20 protein-coding genes are annotated in these 18,715 nt (G+C 67.9%); 15 read left to right on the top strand and 5 right to left on the bottom strand.

The annotated features are described in order from the left end of the window. Positions 1 to 6: 6 nt before the first annotated feature. Both A5645_RS19160 and A5645_RS19155 read left to right on the top strand, forming a co-directional pair. A complete protein-coding gene (locus tag A5645_RS19160) occupies positions 7 to 294 on the top strand; it encodes a type VII secretion target (RefSeq protein WP_065130695.1) in 288 nt (95 codons plus the stop codon). Next, complete coding sequence (locus tag A5645_RS19155; protein ID WP_065130694.1) at positions 294 to 1,598, top strand: WXG100 family type VII secretion target; 1,305 nt, start codon at positions 294 to 296, stop codon at positions 1,596 to 1,598. The genes A5645_RS19160 and A5645_RS19155 overlap by 1 nt, the downstream gene beginning before the upstream one ends. Positions 1,599 to 1,602: 4 nt before the next feature. Here A5645_RS19155 and A5645_RS19150 read toward each other — a convergent pair whose 3' ends face one another. Genes A5645_RS19150 through A5645_RS19135 form a run of 4 tightly spaced genes read right to left on the bottom strand, consistent with a single transcriptional unit; the run spans position 1,603 to position 4,400 of the window. After that, positions 1,603 to 2,646 carry an LLM class F420-dependent oxidoreductase gene (locus A5645_RS19150; RefSeq protein ID WP_065130693.1) on the bottom strand — a complete coding sequence of 348 codons (1,044 nt, stop codon included), beginning with the start codon at positions 2,644 to 2,646 and terminating at the stop codon, positions 1,603 to 1,605. A 17-nt stretch (positions 2,647 to 2,663) separates the two neighbouring features. Then, positions 2,664 to 3,014 carry a nuclear transport factor 2 family protein gene (locus A5645_RS19145; protein ID WP_065130692.1) on the bottom strand — a complete coding sequence of 117 codons (351 nt, stop codon included), beginning with the start codon at positions 3,012 to 3,014 and terminating at the stop codon, positions 2,664 to 2,666. After that, complete coding sequence (locus A5645_RS19140) at positions 3,011 to 3,850, bottom strand: dienelactone hydrolase family protein (RefSeq protein ID WP_065130691.1); 840 nt, start codon at positions 3,848 to 3,850, stop codon at positions 3,011 to 3,013. Before A5645_RS19140 ends, A5645_RS19145 begins: the two co-directional genes overlap by 4 nt. A gap of 19 nt (positions 3,851 to 3,869) precedes the next feature. Beyond that, positions 3,870 to 4,400, bottom strand: coding sequence for a DUF2510 domain-containing protein (locus tag A5645_RS19135; protein WP_253867067.1), 531 nt, complete (start codon positions 4,398 to 4,400; stop codon positions 3,870 to 3,872). An 84-nt stretch (positions 4,401 to 4,484) separates the two neighbouring features. Here A5645_RS19135 and glmS point away from each other — a divergent pair, with 84 nt between their 5' ends. The 5 genes from glmS to A5645_RS19110 are packed head-to-tail and all read left to right on the top strand — an operon-like array spanning position 4,485 to position 9,725. Beyond that, positions 4,485 to 6,359, top strand: coding sequence for a glutamine--fructose-6-phosphate transaminase (isomerizing) (glmS, locus tag A5645_RS19130; protein WP_065130690.1), 1,875 nt, complete (start codon positions 4,485 to 4,487; stop codon positions 6,357 to 6,359). A gap of 19 nt (positions 6,360 to 6,378) precedes the next feature. Then, positions 6,379 to 7,260, top strand: a complete 882-nt coding sequence (locus A5645_RS19125; RefSeq protein ID WP_065130689.1) for a DUF4436 domain-containing protein — start codon at positions 6,379 to 6,381, stop codon at positions 7,258 to 7,260. A gap of 24 nt (positions 7,261 to 7,284) precedes the next feature. Next, positions 7,285 to 8,160, top strand: a complete 876-nt coding sequence (locus tag A5645_RS19120) for a DUF4436 domain-containing protein (protein ID WP_065130688.1) — start codon at positions 7,285 to 7,287, stop codon at positions 8,158 to 8,160. Then, positions 8,157 to 8,993 (top strand): DUF4436 domain-containing protein, encoded by an 837-nt coding sequence (locus A5645_RS19115; protein WP_065130687.1) that lies wholly within the window; start codon positions 8,157 to 8,159, stop codon positions 8,991 to 8,993. Before A5645_RS19120 ends, A5645_RS19115 begins: the two co-directional genes overlap by 4 nt. Before the next feature lie 9 nt (positions 8,994 to 9,002). After that, positions 9,003 to 9,725 carry a rhomboid-like protein gene (locus A5645_RS19110; protein WP_065130686.1) on the top strand — a complete coding sequence of 241 codons (723 nt, stop codon included), beginning with the start codon at positions 9,003 to 9,005 and terminating at the stop codon, positions 9,723 to 9,725. On the opposite strand, the gene A5645_RS19105 is transcribed toward A5645_RS19110, so the two are convergent. Further along, on the bottom strand, positions 9,722 to 10,645 hold the full coding sequence (locus A5645_RS19105; RefSeq protein ID WP_065130685.1) for a class I SAM-dependent methyltransferase: 924 nt from the start codon (positions 10,643 to 10,645) through the stop codon (positions 9,722 to 9,724). The two genes, A5645_RS19110 and A5645_RS19105, sit on opposite strands and share 4 nt — an antisense overlap. 76 nt (positions 10,646 to 10,721) lie before the next feature. On the opposite strand from A5645_RS19105, the gene A5645_RS19100 reads away from it, so the two are divergent. From A5645_RS19100 to tsaD, 8 genes are all read left to right on the top strand, one after another. After that, positions 10,722 to 12,137 carry an NAD(P)H-hydrate dehydratase gene (locus A5645_RS19100; protein ID WP_065130900.1) on the top strand — a complete coding sequence of 472 codons (1,416 nt, stop codon included), beginning with the start codon at positions 10,722 to 10,724 and terminating at the stop codon, positions 12,135 to 12,137. A 30-nt stretch (positions 12,138 to 12,167) separates the two neighbouring features. Beyond that, positions 12,168 to 13,562, top strand: coding sequence for a glutamate decarboxylase (gene gad / locus A5645_RS19095; protein WP_065130684.1), 1,395 nt, complete (start codon positions 12,168 to 12,170; stop codon positions 13,560 to 13,562). 126 nt (positions 13,563 to 13,688) lie between these two features. After that, entirely contained in the window at positions 13,689 to 14,864 is a 1,176-nt protein-coding gene (gene alr, locus A5645_RS19090; protein ID WP_065130683.1) for an alanine racemase, read from the top strand. Between the two features lie 52 nt (positions 14,865 to 14,916). Continuing rightward, positions 14,917 to 15,981: an alpha/beta fold hydrolase gene (locus A5645_RS19085; RefSeq protein ID WP_155768099.1), complete on the top strand. Its 1,065-nt coding sequence runs from the start codon at positions 14,917 to 14,919 to the stop codon at positions 15,979 to 15,981. Next, positions 15,974 to 16,477 (top strand): tRNA (adenosine(37)-N6)-threonylcarbamoyltransferase complex ATPase subunit type 1 TsaE, encoded by a 504-nt coding sequence (tsaE, locus tag A5645_RS19080; RefSeq protein ID WP_065130682.1) that lies wholly within the window; start codon positions 15,974 to 15,976, stop codon positions 16,475 to 16,477. Before A5645_RS19085 ends, tsaE begins: the two co-directional genes overlap by 8 nt. Continuing rightward, complete coding sequence (gene tsaB / locus A5645_RS19075) at positions 16,468 to 17,097, top strand: tRNA (adenosine(37)-N6)-threonylcarbamoyltransferase complex dimerization subunit type 1 TsaB (RefSeq protein ID WP_172830567.1); 630 nt, start codon at positions 16,468 to 16,470, stop codon at positions 17,095 to 17,097. The genes tsaE and tsaB overlap by 10 nt, the downstream gene beginning before the upstream one ends. Next, entirely contained in the window at positions 17,094 to 17,561 is a 468-nt protein-coding gene (rimI, locus tag A5645_RS19070) for a ribosomal protein S18-alanine N-acetyltransferase (RefSeq protein ID WP_065130681.1), read from the top strand. Before tsaB ends, rimI begins: the two co-directional genes overlap by 4 nt. Further along, the gene (gene tsaD / locus A5645_RS19065) at positions 17,558 to 18,592 is read left to right on the top strand and encodes a tRNA (adenosine(37)-N6)-threonylcarbamoyltransferase complex transferase subunit TsaD (protein WP_065130680.1); all 1,035 of its coding nucleotides are present in this window, start codon (positions 17,558 to 17,560) and stop codon (positions 18,590 to 18,592) included. Before rimI ends, tsaD begins: the two co-directional genes overlap by 4 nt. Positions 18,593 to 18,715: the final 123 nt, after the last annotated feature.

Below are 18,715 nucleotides of genomic sequence, written 5' to 3'. Positions count from 1 at the left end.
TCAGGTATGAGACTCGACAACGCGGCGGTGCGCTCGATCGCCGACCAGTTCAGCGCGGCGTCCGAACTGATCGATGACGCGGCGCGAATACACTTGGCGCAGTTGACTTTCGGTGGTGCCCGGGCGGGCCGGTCGTACGCGGCCGGCGGTGACGGGGTGTGGGCCGGGCTGGCCGGGTTGGCGGGCGACTTGGCTCGATGGTCACGCGCGGCCGCCGAGATCGCCGCCGCGCTGCGGGCGAGCGCCGAGCGCTACGCCGACGCCGAGTTGTATGCCGCCGGCCGGATCGCCTGATGGCCGATCGATTGGATGTTGCCGGACGCCTGGCCGAAGGGCTCCCCGCCGTCGAGCACACCGAAACGTATGCGCGGGCCTGCCATGATCCGCTGCCGGTTCGCGACCTGTACGGCAGCGAAGACGGACTCGACCTTTATGCGCTGGACGCCGATTGTGCGCGGTTGCGCGAGGCGGCCACCGTGATCGCCGAGGCGCTGCGGTCACAGCGCGCGCAAGTTTCCGCGCTGACGCAGGCGTGGACGGGCGCGGGAGCCGACGCCGCCGTTGCGTTCGTTCAGCGGCACTGCGACACCGCGGACGCCGTTGTCACCGAACTCCGCGGCGCTGCCGAGCAACTCGAGTCGCTCCGGGACAACCTGTGGTACCTCGTCGACTCGCGAGTGACGACGACCGTCGCCGTTGATGAGCGGACCGAGGCGCAGCGCCCGGTGTGGCTGGCCGCCGCGGCCGCCGTCACCGCCGGCGCGGGGGATCGGACAGCCGCCCACGAAGTGGTCGAACGGCAGGTAAAGCCCTACGTGGACAACGTGATTCGCCAGGACTGGCTGACCGCGATGCGTGCCGCGACCGCGTCTGTAGCTGCGTCGTACGACATGGTCGTCGACCGATTGGCCGCCGTGCCGCGAGCCTCGTTCGAGATCCCGGGCGATCTCGGGCCGAGCAGCCCGCTGGTTGCGGCCGCGGCCACGCCCGCGGTCGTCACCGTGTCGGCGCCGGTTCCGGGTTTCGCCGCCGCGTCATCGACCCCGCCGGTCACCGAAGCGAGGTCAGCGACTCCTGCGCCGGTGAGTCCGAATGTGCCACTGGCACAGCCGGATTCGGGAATGTTGCCGAGCGGTGTTTCCGGCATGACGGGCGGTGGGTCCAACACGTCCGGCGGCGGCTTGGGCGGTGGCGGTGACCTGGGCGGGCTCGGCGGGGTTGGCGGGCTCGGCGGTCTCGGCGGGCTCGCCAGCCGGATCGTGGAGGCGATGGGTGGTCTGCTGGATTCGACGGCCGACCCGCCCGGCGACGACGCCTTCGGCATGGACCCCGACGACGATCCGGACGGGGAACGGAAGAAGCCGCGCCATCCCGAGCCTGACGACGCGACCCAGGTCGCCAAGACGGTGACAGGGCCCGGGCAACCGGCGGCCGAGCAACCCGCGCCCGGTCAACCGGCCGGGTCACCGCCGGCCGGTTCTCCCGCGGCCACACCGATGGGTCAACCCATGCCGGCCCAGCCCCCGCCCATACCCGTACCCGCCGGGGAGACACCCTGCGAGATCGCCGCGGACGAACTGCCGAAGGCGGGGCAGTGAACGGTCAGGAGGGCTGAATCTGTAGCAGCTCTTCGACATAACGCACCGCCTCACCCGTGTCGGTTGTCACCGGCCGCACCAGCAGCGTCGTCACTCCCGCTTCGGCGAACACGGCCAGCCGTTCCGCGACGAACCCGCGTGGACCGATCAACGAGACGCCGCGGACCAACTCGTCGGGCAGCGCGTCGATCGCCTCACGTTTGCAACCGGCCAGGTACAACTCCTGGATCCGGTCCGCGACCTCACCGAACCCGTAGCGGGTCGCCAGACTGTGGTAGAAATTGCGGCCCTTGGCACCCATCCCGCCGATGTAGAGCGCCAATTGCGGCTTGGTCCAAGCCAACCGGTCCTCGACGTCGTCGCCGATGGCCAACGACGTGCCGACCATGACGTCCAGCGGGCCCAGTGCGGGGTCTCGCTTCGCGGCACCGGCCGCCAGCGCCTCGCCCCACACCAGATGCGCCTTGTCCGGATAGTAGAACGCCGGTTGCCACCCCTCGGCGATCTCCGCGGTGAGTTCGACATTCTTGGGGCCGAGCGACGCGATCGAGATTGGAATGCGTTCGCGCACCGGGTGATTGATCAGGTGCAGGGCTTTACCCAGCCCGGTGCCGCGGTCGGCGGGCAACGGGATCTGGTAGTGCTTACCGTCGTAGTGCAGCCGTTCCCGCCGCCACACCCGCCGACAGATCTCGACGGTCTCGCGGGTGCGACCCAGTGGGGCATCGAATTCGATACCGTGGAATCCCTCGATCACCTGCGGCCCGGACGTGCCGATCCCGAGGTGGAACCGTCCGCCCGAAACGTAGTCCAGGCCCGCCGCCGTCATCGCCAGCAGCGACGGCGAGCGGATATAGATCGGCACCACGCCGGAGGCCAGCTCCACCCGGTTCGTCTTGGCCGCCAGATAACCTAGCTGGCTGATGGCGTCGAAGGCGTACGCCTCGGCCACGACCGCAACATCGATACCCGACTGCTCGAGCTCGACAACGCGGTCAACGGCCTCGTGAAACCCGCCCGTGTAGTCCAGCGCGATCCCGATTCGCATCAACGACACTTACCATGTCAGGCGGCGGAGGTACCCGTCCAGTACTCCGCGAACCGCTGCCCGTCCGCCGCGAGCCGCAGGATGTCGTTGCCGGTGAACTCAACCTGGCCGTCTGGTCCACGGCCGCTGCCGACCCACCGGCCGGCCACCAGGTTCCCTTCCTGCAGGGGGCCGATCTCGACTCGGAATGTTAAGTTCGCCAACATGTTTCGGGTCTCGTCGATGATCTGCTGGAGTTCGGCCGGACCGTGCACCTCGCGGTCGGGCCAATGGCCGACGAAGTCCTCGGTGACGATCTCCGCGGCGACCGGGCGCCCCGACCACAGTTCGGTGATCCATCGGTGGTAAAGCTCGCGCGCGGTGGTCATTTGAGCAGTGCGACGATCTTCTCTTCGGGCGTGACCGACAGAGCCTCGGGATCCAACTGCTCGGTCCTGGGCAGCTGCACGTCGGGATCGGCGAACTCGCGGTAGGTCTTGTCGCCGCCCAGGGTGTACAGCAGATAGCCCGTCAGCAGTGCCCGGACCGCGCGCTGCGTCTTGCGATCGGAACCGGCCAACCCCAGCGCCTTGGGCAGGCGCCGGCCCTCGACCAGACCACCGGGTTTGGACTTGCTGATGATCCGCACCGTCGCGTCGTCCCACGCCCGGGACAAAGACCACGCGTTGGAGTTCAGCGTCTTCGGGTCGTCCAGCGCGGTCATGATGAGACCGGGCAGGTCCAGGGTGGCGGCCGGTTGTTCGGCCGGCGGCACCGTCACCGTTGGGAAGAGCGCGGCCGCGGCCTTCAACCTGCCGGGCATCCCGGCCGCCGCGAACACCGCCGCCGAACCACCGAAACCATGGCCCACCACGCCGAGCTTGCCGGGGTGCACGCTGATCTCACCCGGCCCCAGTCGCACCCCAGCCACGATGTCCAGGGCCACACCAAGATCGAAGGCCAGGTTCAGCGCCGAGGGCGCCAGCCCGCGCTGGGTGTCGGGCGCCGCGGCCACGATGCCCCAGGACGCCAGGTGCTCGAGCAAGCCGGCGTAGTGGGTCGACACGGTCAGCCAGTCGTGACCGAAGGCGATGGCGGGCAGGTTCAGTCCGGCCTCAGGGGTGTACACCGCGCCGGGCAGTCCGGCAAAGGCCAGGTCACCGCGCAATACGCGATGTGGACCACGGCGGTTGAGGGCGGCGACGAGCTTACGGATGCGGGCCACCTTCGAACCCTAGCCCGCGTTAGCGGTGCGCCGGTGGATGGGTAAAGCCCGTCCACGTTGCGCCGTCCCAATAGCGCTGTCCGGGGTGTCCGGACGGGTCGGGATACCAGCCCGCCGGCATCGCTCCCGGCGGCCGCGCCCCGGCCGCCTGGGGCTGCTGGAGCTGCGGGGCCTGCTGGAACTGCTGCGGCTGCGGGGCCTGCTGGAACTGCTGCGGCTGCTGCGCCAGATTGCGGATCTTGCGGATAGCGCCGCGGTTATGGAACAGCGCAATCGGGTTCAACAGCAAAGATGCGATGCTCCACCAACCGGCGATCAGGCAGTGGTTCTGCGCATCGCGGTAAGCCCGCTCGCACTGCTCCAGGGTCCCGGTGAACCGGACGGTCTGCTGAAACCAGAGGATCAGCGCGCCGGTGTGCTTGAGCAGCCCGATGTAGAACAATTCGCCGGACTGCTGGTAGGGCTGAGGCTGCTGATACGGCCCACCAGCCTGCTGGTGCGGCTGGGGCTGGTGATACTGGCCACCGCCCTGCGGGTATGGATATGACAAAACCGCTCCTCACAGGCCCATCCGACGGATAAACGATACCGTCGCGCCCGATGGTAAATCCGCACCTGCACTACCCTGGTCAGAATGTGCGGAATCGTCGGATACGTCGGGCATCGCCCGGCCTGCGGCGTAGTCATGGACGCACTGCGCCGGATGGAATACCGCGGCTACGACTCGTCGGGCATCGCCCTGCTCGACGGTAAAGGCAAGCTGACGGTGCGGCGTCGCGCCGGTCAGCTGGCGAATTTGGACGCCGCGATCGGGGAAATGGATCCGGGTGAACTCGCTGGTGTGGCCGGTCTGGGCCACACCCGGTGGGCCACCCACGGCCGCCCCACCGACCGCAATGCACACCCGCACCGCGATGCCGCGGGCAAGATCGCCGTCGTTCACAACGGCATCATCGAGAACTTCGCCGGCCTTCGTCAGGAGTTGGAGGCCTCCGGGGTGGAGTTCGCCAGCGACACCGACACCGAAGTCGCGGTGCACTTGGTTGCGTGGGCCTACCACCACGGGCCGACGGCCGGTGACTTCGTCGCCTCCGTGCTGTCCGTGCTGCGCCGACTGGAGGGGCACTTCACCCTGGTGTTCGCCAACGCCGACGAGCCCGGCACCATCGTCGCCGCCCGCCGGTCCACACCGCTGGTGCTTGGTGTTGGCGAGGGCGAGATGTTCGTCGGGTCCGACGTGGCCGCATTCATCGAGCACACGCGCCAGGCGGTCGAACTCGGCCAGGACCAGGCGGTCGTGATCACCGCCGACGGCTACCGCGTCACCGACTTCGCCGGCAACGAGGACCTGGGGCCCGGGGCATACCGGGAATTCCACATCGACTGGGACCTGGCCGCTGCCGAAAAAGGCGGCTACGAGTACTTCATGCTCAAGGAGATCGCGGAGCAACCCGCCGCGGTCGCCGACACCCTGCTCGGGCATTTCGTGAACAACCGGATCGTGCTCGACGAGCAGCGGCTCTCCGACCAGGAGTTGCGCGAGATCGACAAGGTGTTCGTCGTCGCCTGTGGCACCGCCTACCACTCCGGGCTGCTGGCCAAGTACGCGATCGAGCACTGGACCCGACTGCCCGTCGAGGTGGAGCTGGCCAGCGAATTCCGTTACCGCGACCCCGTTTTGGACCGCAGCACCCTGGTGGTGGCGATCTCGCAATCCGGCGAGACCGCCGACACGCTGGAGGCGGTGCGGCACGCCAAGGAGCAGAAGGCCAAGGTTCTGGCGATCTGCAACACCAATGGCTCCCAGATTCCGCGCGAGTGTGACGCGGTGCTCTACACCCGGGCCGGACCGGAGATCGGCGTCGCATCGACCAAGACATTCCTCGCCCAGATCACCGCGAATTACCTGGTGGGTCTGGCGCTGGCGCAGGCGCGCGGCACCAAGTACCCCGACGAGGTCGAGCGCGAGTACCGCGAACTGGAAGCGATGCCGGACCTGGTGGCCAGCGTGATCGCCGGGGTCGACCCGGTCGCCGACCTTGCCCACCGGTTCGCGCAGTCGTCGACGGTGCTGTTCCTGGGCCGCCACGTCGGCTACCCGGTGGCGCTGGAAGGCGCGCTCAAATTGAAGGAATTGGCGTATATGCACGCCGAGGGATTTGCGGCCGGGGAGCTCAAGCACGGTCCGATCGCGCTTATCGAGGACGACCTGCCGGTCATCATCGTCATGCCCTCACCGAAGGGATCGGCGACGCTGCACGCGAAGCTGCTGTCCAATATCCGCGAGATTCAGACACGCGGAGCGATCACCATCGTGATCGCCGAGGAAGGCGACGACACGGTGCGCCCCTTCGCCGACCACCTGATCGAAATTCCCGCGGTCTCAACGCTTTTGCAGCCTCTTCTCTCGACCATCCCGCTGCAGGTGTTCGCCGCCGCGGTGGCGCAGGCCCGCGGCTACGACGTTGACAAGCCCCGGAATCTGGCAAAATCCGTCACCGTCGAATAGTCGTCGTCGGGGAGGCACCATGAGATGGGGCATCGCTAGTATCGCGGTTTTCGTCGCCGCATATATCGGTCTGGCCGCACTGTATGCCCTCGCCGGCATGGGCCCGGCCCACCCGCTCACCGAGGCTCAGCCGACGGCCGATGGAACGACCGTGACTCTGGACATCGTGAGCATCCAGCCGTATCGCAATGCGCTGCTCGGTGATTTGACGGTGACACCGGGCCCTGAGTTGCTGGACCCGCAAACCGGCAACCTGAAGGACGACCTCACCGTCGCCGTCACCTCAGCGACGACACCCACCAGCCGGTCCTGGCCCAAGGGCACCCAGCCGGGTGTTTTCCCGGTGTCGCTGAACATCAACGGTGACGTCTCGGATTGGCCCTTCGACAGCTATAGCTCCAAACCGGTTTCGGTCAATGTGTTCCGCGGCTCCCCGCAGACACCGGAACGGGCCTCGGTGGGCTTCGTCGATCGGCTGCCCGGCTGGCAACTCAGCGTGCAGGGCGACAAGCCCGGCGGCGCCGCTGGGCCGTACCGGGTGGACGTCCACCGGTCGCCGAGCACCGTGGCAGTGGCCGTTGTCCTGCTGGGAGTGCTGGTCGCACTGGCCTGCTTCGGCCTGTTCGTCGCCGTTCAGACGGTACGCAACCGGCGCAAATTCCAGCCGCCGATGGCGACGTGGTTCGCCGCGATGCTGTTCGCCGTGGTGCCGCTGCGCAACGCCCTGCCCGATTCGCCGCCCTTCGGCGCCTGGGTCGATGTCATGGTGGTCATCTGGGTGATCGTGGCCTTGGTGACCGCGATGGGGTTGTACGTCTCCTGCTGGTGGCGCCACCTGGCACCGGACTACGACAAGCCCGCCGAACCAGCACCGAAACCAGCTGAGTCGACACCCAAATAGGTCGCGGCGTGCGAAGGTAAAGCCGTGACGAGGATCTCGGTGTCCAGACGCACGATCATTGGAGTCGTCGTCTTCGTCGCGGGGTACATCGCATCGATCGTGCTTTACGTCAACGGCGGCATGGGTCATCGTCACCAGATCTCCAACGGTTCGGGTGACGGCACCAAGGTGACGGTCGACATCGAGGACATCCAGTCCAACACCGGCGTCCTGGTGGCCAACATCGCCGTCGTGCCGGCGCTCGCACTACTGGACGAGCAGAACGGCACACTCAAGGACGACCTGAACGTCGTCGCCAGCTCGGTGATACAGGCCAGCAAGCGCACCTGGCCGAAAGCCTCGCTGCCCGACGCCTTCCGGGTTTCGATCAGCCTGACCGGTGACGTCGCCGACTGGCCCTTCGACCGCTATGAAACCGGACCTATCAACGTTCAGCTTTTCTCCGGCACTTCGCAGACACCCGAGTCTGTGACGGTGACTCTGGTCGATCGACTGCTGGGCTGGGAAGTCGACGTGGCTCGCCCGGGCAAGGGTGAACCACACGCACCCTACCGGCTACAACTGCACCGCTCGCACAGCACGACGGCGTTCGCCGTGCTGATCCTCGGTGTCCTCATCGCGCTGGCCGGCCTGGCCTTCTTCGTCGCGATCCAGACAGTGCGCAATCGCAGGAAATTTCAGCCGCCGATGACGACGTGGTATGCGGCCATGCTGTTTGCGGTGATGCCGTTGCGCGATGCGCTGCCCGATTCTCCGCCCTTCGGTAGCTGGGTGGACGTCACCATCGTGCTCTGGGTGATCGTCGTCCTGACCATCTCGCTGGTGCTCTACATCTCCTGCTGGTGGCGGCATCTGGCACCGGAATACGGTGACACCTCGACCCAGGACAGGCGCGCATGAAACTCGGGATCGCCGGCTTCCTGCTATTTCTGGTGGCCTACTTCGCCTCGACCTCCCTGTACGGCACTGCCGGCAAGGGACCGCACGACCTGACCCAAGGCCAGCCGACCACCGACGGGACAACGGTCACCATCGACCTGCAAGACGTTCAGCAGAGCAACACCGTGCTGGTCACCAACCTCGCGATCTCACCCGGACCGAAGTTGCTGGATCAGCGCACCCACGGTCTGACCGAGGACCTCAGCGTGGTGGTGACCTCAGCGGTATCGCCCACCAAGCGGTCGTGGTCGAAAGGGATGTTGCCAGGCACATTTCCGGTCCCGCTCACGCTCAGCGGTGACGTCGCCAACTGGCCGTTCGACCGCTACACATCGGGTCCGATCACCGTCGAACTCTTCCGGGGCCCCGAGGAGGTGCCCGAGCGGGCAGCGGTGACGTTCGTGGACCGGTTGGCCGGCTGGCAGATCACCATTCCCGCTCCCAGCACCGACGGTGGGCTGGCGCCGTACCGGGTGAAGTTGCAGCGGTCGGCGGGCACGGTGGCGTTCGCGGTCATCATCCTCGGGGCGCTGGTTCTGCTGGCCGCGATCGGGCTGTTCGTCGCCATCCAAACGGCCCGCGACCGCCGGAAGTTCCAGCCGCCCATGACAACCTGGTACGCGGCAATGCTTTTCGCGGTGGTGCCGCTGCGTAACGCTCTGCCCAACGCACCGCCGTTCGGCTCTTGGATCGACATCAGGATTGTGCTCTGGGTGATCGTCGCCCTGGTGCTCTCGATGCTCATCTACATCACCTGCTGGTGGCGGCATCTGGCACCGGATTTCGACAAGTAAAGTTGCCAAGTGGCAAAAACTTCGGTGTCGGCTCGAGCGCGCACGTTGGTGCGTGCGGTTTGGCACTGGATCGTCCGGGCACCGCTGACGTACGGCTGGCTGCTCGCTTTGACGATCACCACGATTCTGCAGAACGTGCTGACCGGCCAGCAGCTGCACTCGGTGCTGCTGCACCGCTACACCAATATCCATGCGCTGGCCACCGATCCGCTGGGGGTGCTGTTTTCCAGCCTGATGTGGATCGACGGCAAGAGCCTGGAACCCTACCTGCTGCTGTTCACCCTGTTTCTGGCGCCGGCCGAGCGATGGCTGGGCCAACTGCGTTGGCTCACCGTGGGATTGAGCGCTCACATCGTCGCCACCTACTTCAGCGAAGGCCTGCTCTTCCTCGCCATCGAATTGCGAGACGCCTCCGAGCGGTACGTCCGCGCCCACGACATCGGGGTGAGCTATTTCCTGGTCGGGGTGATGGGGGTGCTGACGTATCGGATTGCGCGGCCGTGGCGCTGGGGTTACCTCGCCGTACTCCTGCTGATCTTCGGTTTCCCGGTGATCACCATGGACCGGATCGGACTCAGCTTCACCGCGATCGGCCATTTCGCCGCGCTGCTCATCGGTCTGGCGTTCTACCCGATGGCCCGCGAGCGCAAGACCGTCCCGTGGAACCCGGCCGCCCTCCGCGAACTGTTCCGCCGACGCAGGGAGCCCGAAGCGACGGCGGAAGCCGGCTAACCGCGGGTGGCGGAGACGTAGCTCAGCGAAGCGAACACCGCAGCGCGCTCGTCGTCGGCGTCCATCCGAACGCCTTGAGTGGCAAGCAACTCAGTGACCGGGGCGGCATCGGCCGACCAGCCGTGGGCGTTGAGGTACTCGATCACGTCGTTGCGATCGCCGGCATACCAGAGGTCGGTCATCTCGACGTCGAAGCCGTGCGCGCGCCAGCGGTCAGTGGTCTCCTTCATCTGGTCTGCCATCAACGACACCGCTCGGCTGCCGTCGGACATGTTCTCGGTGGCCAGTCGGCTGCCGGGCGCGCTGAGTTCGGTGATGTTGTCCAGCAGCGCGTCCTGGGCTTCCGGCGGTAGGAACGGCAACAGGCCCTCGGCGCTCCACGCACTGGGCGCCTGCGGGTCAAAACCCGCGTAGCGCAACGCCTGTGGCCAATCGTGGCGCAGGTCGACCGCCACCGTCCGCAGCTCTGCTTTCGGCCTGGCTCCAAGCTCGCTGAGCGTCGCGGTCTTGAACTCGATCACCTGCGGTTGGTCGATCTCGTACACGATGCTGCCGGCCGGCCACGGCAGCCGGTAACCACGGGCATCCAGGCCGGACGCCAGGATCACCGCCTGCCGGATGCCCGCCTCGGCGGCAGCGAGGAAGAAGTCGTCGAAAAACCTGGTGCGCACGGCCATCATGTCGCGCATCCGCTCCATGCCGAACTCGGCGTGATCGTCGACGACGCCGGGGTCCAGTTCGCCGCTGGCCAGCCGGGTGAAGAAGTCGACGCCGACCGCCCGCACCAGCGGCTCGGCGTACGGGTCGTTGATCAGCGGGTCGTCGCCCCGGCTGGCCAGCGCGCGTCCCACGGCGACGCCGGTGGCGGTGGCGCCCACGCTGGTCGCGAGATCCCAGGTGTCGTTGTCGGTCCGTGCCATGTCTGCCCCTCCTTGGTCGGTGGACGCGAATGTACGGACGGCTCCTGAACATCAGCTGTGTGGAATGCTGGCTGTGATGCGGCACTACTACTCCGTGGACGCAATTCGCGACGCCGAAGCGCCGTTGTTGGCGAGCATGCCCGACGGGGCGTTGATGCGGCGCGCCGCTTACGGTCTGGCGACCGCGATCATGGGTGAACTCAGGGCCCGCACCGGCGGGGTGGCCGGCCGGCGGATCTGCGCGGTCGTGGGTTCCGGCGACAACGGCGGCGACGCGCTGTGGGCGGCCACGTTCCTGCGCCGTCGCGGCGCAGCGGCCGACGCGATACTGCTCAACCCCGAACGCGCCCACCAGAAGGGACTGGCGGCGTTCCGCAAGGCCGGCGGCCAGGTCGTCGAAAAGGTCCAGCCGGCAACGGATCTGGTCGTCGACGGGGTGGTGGGCATCTCGGGTTCGGGTCCGCTGCGCCCGGCCGCAGCCGAGGTGTTCGACGGCGTCGGCGACATCCCGGTGGTCGCGGTCGACATTCCCAGCGGCGTGGACGTGGCGACCGGGGCGATCAGCGGACCCGCCGTGCACGCCGCCCTGACGGTGACCTTCGGCGGGCTGAAACCGGTGCATGCGCTGGCCGACTGTGGCCGCGTCGAGCTCGTCGACATCGGGCTGGACCTGCCCGAGACCGACATGTCGGGATTCGAGGCCGCCGACGTGCTCGCGCGCTGGCCGATCCCCGGCGCGCACGACGACAAGTACACCCAGGGCGTCACCGGCGTGCTGGCCGGCAGCGCCACGTATCCCGGTGCCGCGGTGCTGTGTACCGGCGCCGCGGTCGCGGCCACGTCGGGCATGGTCCGCTACGCCGGCAGCGCCAACCACGAGGTGCTCGCACACTGGCCGGAAGTCATCGCCTCACCCAGCCCGGCGTCGGCCGGCCGGGTCCAGGCGTGGGTCGTCGGACCCGGGCTGGGGACGGATGAAATCGGGGCCGCCGCACTGTGGTTCGCGTTGGACACCGATTTGCCGGTGCTGGTCGACGCGGACGGATTGACCATGCTGGCGGCCCACCCGGAGCTGGTGGCCGACCGGACTGCCCCCACGGTGTTGACGCCGCACGCCGGCGAATTCGCCCGGCTCGCCGGAGCACCGCCCGGTGACGACCGGATGGCGGCCTGTCGCAAGCTGGCCGACACCTTCGGTGCCACCGTGCTGCTCAAGGGCAATGTCACGGTCATCGCCGATCCCGGCGGACCGGTGTATCTGAACCCGGCCGGTCAGTCCTGGGCGGCGACCGCCGGGTCCGGTGACGTGTTGTCCGGCATGATCGGTGCGCTTCTGGCCTCTGGTTTGCCGGCCGGCGAGGCCGCCGCCGCGGCCGCATTCGTGCACGCCCGTGCCGCGGCGCTGTCGGCCGCGGACCCCGGGCCGGGCGACGCACCGACGTCGGCGTCGCGCATCCTGCACCACATCCGGGCCGCCCTGGCGGCGCTGTAGCCGACTCCCTCGTACAAGAAAGGATCCACTGTGCCCCAACATCCCTCGCTGCCCGCGCACTCGATCGCTCCCGCCTACACCGGCCGGTTGTTCACCGCGCCGGTGCCGGCCCTGCGGCTGCCCGAGGAGTCGATGGATCCCGACGCCGCCTACCGCTTCATCCACGACGAACTGATGCTGGACGGCAGCTCGCGGCTGAACCTGGCCACCTTCGTGACCACCTGGATGGACCCCCAGGCGGGGCAGCTGATGGCCGAAACGTTCGACAAGAACATGATCGACAAGGACGAATACCCGGCGACCGCAGCCATCGAGCAGCGCTGCGTGTGCATGGTTGCCGACCTGTTCCACGCTGAAAACCTGCGCGACGACGACCCGAGCAGCGCCGTCGGCGTGTCCACCATCGGCTCCAGCGAGGCCGTCATGCTGGGCGGTCTGGCGCTGAAGTGGCGGTGGCGCGAGAAGGTGGGCAAGAACTGGAAGGCGCGCACCCCCAACCTGGTGATGGGCTCCAATGTGCAGGTCGTATGGGAGAAGTTCTGCCGGTACTTCGACGTCGAACCCCGTTATCTGCCAATGGAAGAGGGGCGCTACGTCATCACGCCCGAGCAGGTCATCGAGGCCGTCGACGAGGACACTATCGGTGTGGTGGCGATCCTGGGCACCACCTACACCGGCGAGCTGGAACCCATCGCCGAGATCTGCGCCGCACTGGACAAACTCGCCAGCAAACCGGCCTCAGAAGGGGGCGTCGACGTTCCGGTGCATGTCGATGCCGCCAGCGGCGGGTTCGTGGTGCCGTTTCTGCACCCGGAACTGAAATGGGATTTCCGGCTGCCCCGGGTGGTGTCCATCAACGTCAGCGGCCACAAGTACGGGCTGACCTACCCCGGCGTCGGGTTCGTGGTGTGGCGCAGCAAGGAGCATTTGCCCGAGGACTTGGTGTTCCACGTGAATTACTTGGGCGGCGACATGCCGACCTTCACGCTCAACTTCTCTCGGCCGGGCAACCAGGTGGTGGGCCAGTACTACAACTTCCTGCGCCTGGGCCGCGAGGGCTACACCCAGGTGATGCAGGCATTGCAGTCGACCGCGCGATGGCTGGGTGAGCAGCTGCGCGTCGGTGAGCATTGCGAGTTGATCTCTGACGGGTCGGCGATCCCGGTCGTCGCCTTCCGGCTGCAGCGCGGCCTCGGCTACACCGAATTCGACGTGTCGCACGAGTTGCGCGGCTTCGGGTGGCAGGTTCCCGCCTACACCATGCCCGACAACGCGACCGACGTGTCCGTGCTGCGCATCGTGGTTCGCGAAGGCCTGTCCGCCGACCTGGCCCGGGCCCTGCACGACGACGCCCGCACCGCTCTGGCCTCGCTGGACAAACTGCGGCCGGGCGGGCACTACGAAGCCGCGCACTTCGCGCACTAGCGGCTTGCTAATGGCTGTGACGCGTTGACTCTGCGCGACGGGCGCAGGCCTCCTGAATCCAAGTCGAAAAGCTCGCCACCAGCGCAGAGTCAATCGGGAGAAGCCGTTGCGCCGCGCTCTGGGACAATGGCGGCCGTGGCCGTTACGTCGCTCTCTTTGACGCCGGGTGTCCTCGCCGAGGCGGTGGTGGACCTCGGCGCTATCGCCCACAACGTGCGGGTGCTGCGCGAGCACGCCGGAAACGCGGAGGTCATGGCTGTCGTCAAGGCCGACGGATACGGCCACGGCGCCACCAGAGTGGCCTACGCGGCGCTGGCCGCCGGTGCCGCCGAACTCGGCGTCGCCACCGTCGACGAGGCGCTCGACCTGCGCGCCGCCGGCATCGTCGAGCCGGTACTGGCCTGGCTGCACCCACCCGGCTTCGACTTCGGACCGGCGCTGGCCGGCGACGTACAGATCGCGGTCTCCTCGGCACGCCAACTGGAAGAGGTGTTGGAGGCGGTGCGCCGGACCGGCACGCAGGCCGTGGTCACCGTGAAGGTCGACACCGGCTTGAACCGCAACGGCGTGGCGCCCGCCGAATACCCCGCGGTGCTGAACGGGTTGCGCAAGGCCGTCGCCGCCGACGAGATCCGGCTGCGGGGATTGATGACGCACATGGTGTACGCCGATGCACCCGAAGAACCGATCAACGACCTGCAGGCCAAGCGGTTCCGGGAGATGCTGGCGTACGCCCGCGACCAGAAGGTGGACTTCGAGGTGGCACACCTGTCGAATTCCTCGGCCACCATGGTCCGTCCCGATCTCACCTTCGACCTGGTGCGACCCGGCATTGCGGTCTACGGCCTGAGCCCGGTGCCTAAGCTGGGGGACATGGGTCTGATTCCGGCGATGACCGTCAAATGCCCTGTCGCCCTTGTCAAGTCGATCAAGGCAGGTGAGGGCGTCTCGTACGGGCACACCTGGGTCGCGCCGCGTGACACCAATGTGGCACTGCTGCCGATCGGGTACGCCGACGGTGTGATCCGCTCGCTGGGTGGACGACTCGAGGTGCAGATCAACGGCCGGCGCCGGCCCGGGGTGGGACGGGTCTGCATGGACCAGTTCGTCGTCGACCTGGGTCCGGGACAGCCCGACGTGGGTGAGGGTGACGAGGCGATCCTGTTCGGGCCGGGCAGCAGCGGCGAGCCCACCGCGCAGGACTGGGCCGACCTGGTGGGCACCATTCACTACGAGGTGGTCACCGGCATTCGGGGGCGGATCGGCAGGACCTACCGCGAGGCGCAGACCGTTGAGTCCTGACGACAAACACCACCCGCACCGGGGCAGGGCGTGGTTGGCCGGAAGTACCGGACTGACCGCAGTGGCCACCCTGGTCGGCGCCTCGGCACGCAAGACCATTGTCGAACGCACCAACGTCGGCGAAGATCCCTGGGCCGACGAGGATTTCGAGCGGCTGGACAGCGACCGGGATTATGTCGTGACGACATCCGACGGGGTGTCGCTGGCGGTGCGCGAGGCCGGCCCGGAGGATGCGCCGTTGACCGTCGTCTTCGCCCATGGATTCTGTCTGCGCATGGGCGCATTCCACTTTCAGCGGATACGGCTCGGCGACGTCTTCGGTCCGCAAGTGCGGATGGTGTTCTACGACCAGCGCGGGCACGGCGAGTCCGGGGAAGGTGAGCCCGAGTCCTACACGCTGACCCAACTCGGGCAGGACCTGGAGTCGGTGCTGCGGGTGACCGCACCGCGTGGGCCGATCGTCCTGGTCGGTCACTCGATGGGCGGCATGACGGTGCTTTCGCACGCCCGCCAGTTCCCAGAACGGTACGGCCGCCGAATCGTCGGCGCGGCGCTGATCTCCTCGGCCGCCGAAGGCGTGACCCGCTCACCGCTGGGCGCATTCCTGAAAAACCCTGCGCTGGAAGCCGTTCGGTTCGCCGCCAAGTCCGCGCCCAATCTGGTGCACCGCGGCCGCAACGTATCCCGGTCCCTGATTGGCCCGATCCTGCGCGCCGCGTCCTACAGCGACCTGCAGGTCAGCCGCAGCCTGGACGCCTTCTCGCAACGGATGATGAACGGCACCCCCATTGCCACCCTGGTCGGCTTCCTGCGCGCACTGGAAACGCACGACGAAACCGCCGGGCTGTGGACGCTGCTGAAGATCCCAACGCTGATCGCCTGCGGTGACCACGATCTGCTCACCCCGGACGAATACTCGAGGCTGATGGCGGCGTCGATGCCGCAGTCCGAGTTGGTGATCGTCACCGGGGCCAGCCACCTGGCCCTGCTGGACAAGCCCGACGCCATCAACGACGGCCTGATCCGGCTGATCGACCGGGCGCTGCCGGGCAAAGTGCGGCAGCGTTACCGGCGGTTGGGTGCTCGGCTGCGAAAGCGGTTGCGGCGCAATGGATAACGGCACAGCCACCCTTGAGCGTGTCGAAGACACCCTGCAACTCGGATCCCGGCTGGGAGAGCAGCTGCGCGCCGGTGACGTCGTGGTGCTCACCGGCCCGCTCGGTGCCGGAAAAACGGTGCTGGCCAAAGGAATCGCGGCGGCCATGGACGTCGACGGTCCAGTGACGTCGCCGACGTTCGTACTGGCCCGGGTGCACCCGGCGCGGCAGGCGGGCAAACCCGCGCTGGTCCACGTCGATGTCTACCGGCTGCTGGACCAACACGGCGCCGACCTGCTCGGCGAACTGGACTCGCTGGATCTGGACACCGACCTGCAGGACGCCGTCGTCGTGGTGGAGTGGGGCGAAGGACTGGTCGAACGCCTTGCCCAGTGGCACTTGGATATTCGGTTGGAGCGCGTCATGCACTCCGACGTGCGGATCGCGACTTGGGAGTGGGTGCGCACCACCGGCGACGATGCAGAGTGCAGCGCTGAGGAGGAGCGGTGCAGATAGGCATCGTCTTGGCGTTGGACACCGCGACCCCGGCCGTCACGGCGGGCATCGTCCGGCTCGAGGACCTCGCGACGCTTGCCGAACGCGTAACCGTGGACGCGCGGGCGCACGCGGAGCGATTGACGCCCAACGTCATTGAGGCACTCGCCGAGGCGGGTCTGACGATGGCAGACCTGGACGCCGTGGTGGTGGGCTGTGGTCCAGGACCGTTCACCGGACTGCGGGCCGGCATGGCCACCGCCGCCGCCTACGGGCACGCGTTGGGCATCCCGGTACACGGCGTCTGCAGCCTGGATGGCATCGGCCGGCTGACCAGCGGAGACACCCTGGTCGTCACCGACGCCCGCCGGCGTGAGGTCTATTGGGCGCGCTACCGCGACGGCGTCCGCACCGACGGCCCGGCGGTCAGCGCGCCGGCCGATGTCGACGCCGGACCCGCACGCGCGGTTGCGGGCTCGCCGGAGCACGCGGCGCTGTTCGATCTGCCGCGCTGCGAGCCGGTGTATCCCACACCGGCCGGATTGGCGCTGGCCGTACCCGATTGGTCGGCGGAGCCCGCACCGCTGGTGGCGTTGTACTTGCGGCGTCCGGACGCTAAACCGTTGGCGGCAAAGGCATGAACTCCGACATTGAGCCGATCACCATCGGAGCGCTGACGTTCGCCGATGCCGGCCGGTGCGCGGAACTGGAGGCGCTGTTGTTCGACGGCGACGACCCGTGGCCGGCCGTGGCATTCAAGCGGGAGCTGGCCAGCAAGACCAACCATTACGTGGGCGCGCGCAGCGGCGACGTGCTGGTCGGCTACGCCGGGATCTCGCGGCTGGGCCGCACGCCGCCCTTCGAATACGAGGTGCACACCATCGGTGTCGACCCCGGCTACCAGGGGCGCGGGATCGGTCGTCGGCTACTGGACGAATTGCTCGATTACGCCGACGGGGGCGTCGTGTTCCTGGAAGTCCGCACCGACAACGAGCCGGCGATCGCGCTGTACCGCAGCGTCGGTTTCGAACAGATCGGCGTGCGCAAGCGCTACTACCGGGTCAGTGGCGCCGACGCCTACACCATGCGACGGGAAGCCCGATGACGACCATCCTTGCTATCGAAACATCCTGCGACGAAACGGGTGTCGGCATCGCACGCCTCGACGGAGCCGGCGACGGGGCCACGGTGACACTGCTGGCTGACGAGGTGGCGTCCAGCGTCGACGAGCATGTCCGGTTCGGGGGCGTGGTGCCCGAAATCGCCTCGCGTGCCCACCTGGAGGCGTTGGGCCCGGCGATGCGCCGGGCGCTGGAAGCCGCCGGTCTGACGAAGCCCGACATTGTCGCCGCCACCATCGGGCCCGGGCTGGCCGGTGCTCTGTTGGTGGGAGTGGCTGCGGCCAAAGCATATTCGGCGGCCTGGGGGGTGCCGTTCTACGCCGTCAACCATCTCGGCGGACATCTGGCCGCCGATCTCTACGAACACGGACCGTTGCCGGAGAGTGTGGCGTTGCTGGTGTCCGGCGGCCACACCCACCTGCTGCATGTGCGTTCGCTGGGCGAGCCGATCGTCGAGCTGGGCAGCACGGTCGACGACGCCGCGGGCGAGGCGTACGACAAGGTGGCACGCCTGCTGGGCCTGGGTTATCCGGGCGGGCGAGTGCTCGACGAGCTGGCCCGTACCGGCGATCGGGACGCCGTGGTATTTCCGCGCGGAATGTCCGGACCGAGGGACGACCCGTACGCGTTCAGCTTCTCCGGCCTCAAGACCGCGGTCGCTCGCTATGTCGAAAGTCACCCCGACTTCCGGCCGGCCGATGTTGCCGCCGGATTCCAGGAGGCGGTCGCCGACGTATTGACCAAGAAGGCGGTGCGAGCGGCGACCGAGCTGGAGGTCTCGACGCTGCTGATCGCCGGGGGAGTGGCGGCCAATTCGCGGCTGCGCGAGCTGGCCACGCAGCGATGCGCCGACGCCGGCCTGACACTCCGGATCCCCCGGCCCCGGCTCTGCACGGACAACGGGGCGATGATCGCGGCGTTCGCCGCGCAGCTCGTCGCCGCGGGAGCCCAGCCATCGCCGCTGGACGCGGCCAGCGACCCGGGGCTGCCAGTGGTCAAGGGACAGGTGGGATAGCCCCACCGATCCCGACCGGGAGAAGCACCGGGCCGCCCTTGAGTGCTAGCACTCTCGTGTATAGAGTGCTAGGTGGCAGTCGGAATTCCCCGTGCGTCGGCACCCGCGACGACGACGCTAGGG

The sequence above is a fragment of the Mycobacterium asiaticum genome (assembly GCF_001673635.1).
Lineage (GTDB): Bacteria > Actinomycetota > Actinomycetes > Mycobacteriales > Mycobacteriaceae > Mycobacterium > Mycobacterium asiaticum_C.
The sequence above is the reverse complement of the archived record's forward strand: the minus strand, read 5'-3'. Positions and strand labels throughout refer to the sequence as shown.

Excerpts from the sequence above, each read along its gene's own strand:
- A5645_RS19160 (WP_065130695.1), top strand. The coding sequence starts at position 7 with ATGAGACTCGACAACGCGGCGGTGCGCTCGATCGCCGACCAGTTCAGC.
- A5645_RS19155 (WP_065130694.1), top strand. The coding sequence starts at position 294 with ATGGCCGATCGATTGGATGTTGCCGGACGCCTGGCCGAAGGGCTCCCC.
- A5645_RS19150 (WP_065130693.1), bottom strand. The coding sequence starts at position 2,646 with ATGCGAATCGGGATCGCGCTGGACTACACGGGCGGGTTTCACGAGGCC.
- A5645_RS19145 (WP_065130692.1), bottom strand. The coding sequence starts at position 3,014 with ATGACCACCGCGCGCGAGCTTTACCACCGATGGATCACCGAACTGTGG.
- glmS (WP_065130690.1), top strand. The coding sequence starts at position 4,485 with ATGTGCGGAATCGTCGGATACGTCGGGCATCGCCCGGCCTGCGGCGTA.
- A5645_RS19125 (WP_065130689.1), top strand. The coding sequence starts at position 6,379 with ATGAGATGGGGCATCGCTAGTATCGCGGTTTTCGTCGCCGCATATATC.
- A5645_RS19115 (WP_065130687.1), top strand. The coding sequence starts at position 8,157 with ATGAAACTCGGGATCGCCGGCTTCCTGCTATTTCTGGTGGCCTACTTC.
- A5645_RS19105 (WP_065130685.1), bottom strand. The coding sequence starts at position 10,645 with ATGGCACGGACCGACAACGACACCTGGGATCTCGCGACCAGCGTGGGC.
- A5645_RS19100 (WP_065130900.1), top strand. The coding sequence starts at position 10,722 with ATGCGGCACTACTACTCCGTGGACGCAATTCGCGACGCCGAAGCGCCG.
- alr (WP_065130683.1), top strand. The coding sequence starts at position 13,689 with ATGGCGGCCGTGGCCGTTACGTCGCTCTCTTTGACGCCGGGTGTCCTC.
- tsaE (WP_065130682.1), top strand. The coding sequence starts at position 15,974 with ATGGATAACGGCACAGCCACCCTTGAGCGTGTCGAAGACACCCTGCAA.
- rimI (WP_065130681.1), top strand. The coding sequence starts at position 17,094 with ATGAACTCCGACATTGAGCCGATCACCATCGGAGCGCTGACGTTCGCC.
- tsaD (WP_065130680.1), top strand. The coding sequence starts at position 17,558 with ATGACGACCATCCTTGCTATCGAAACATCCTGCGACGAAACGGGTGTC.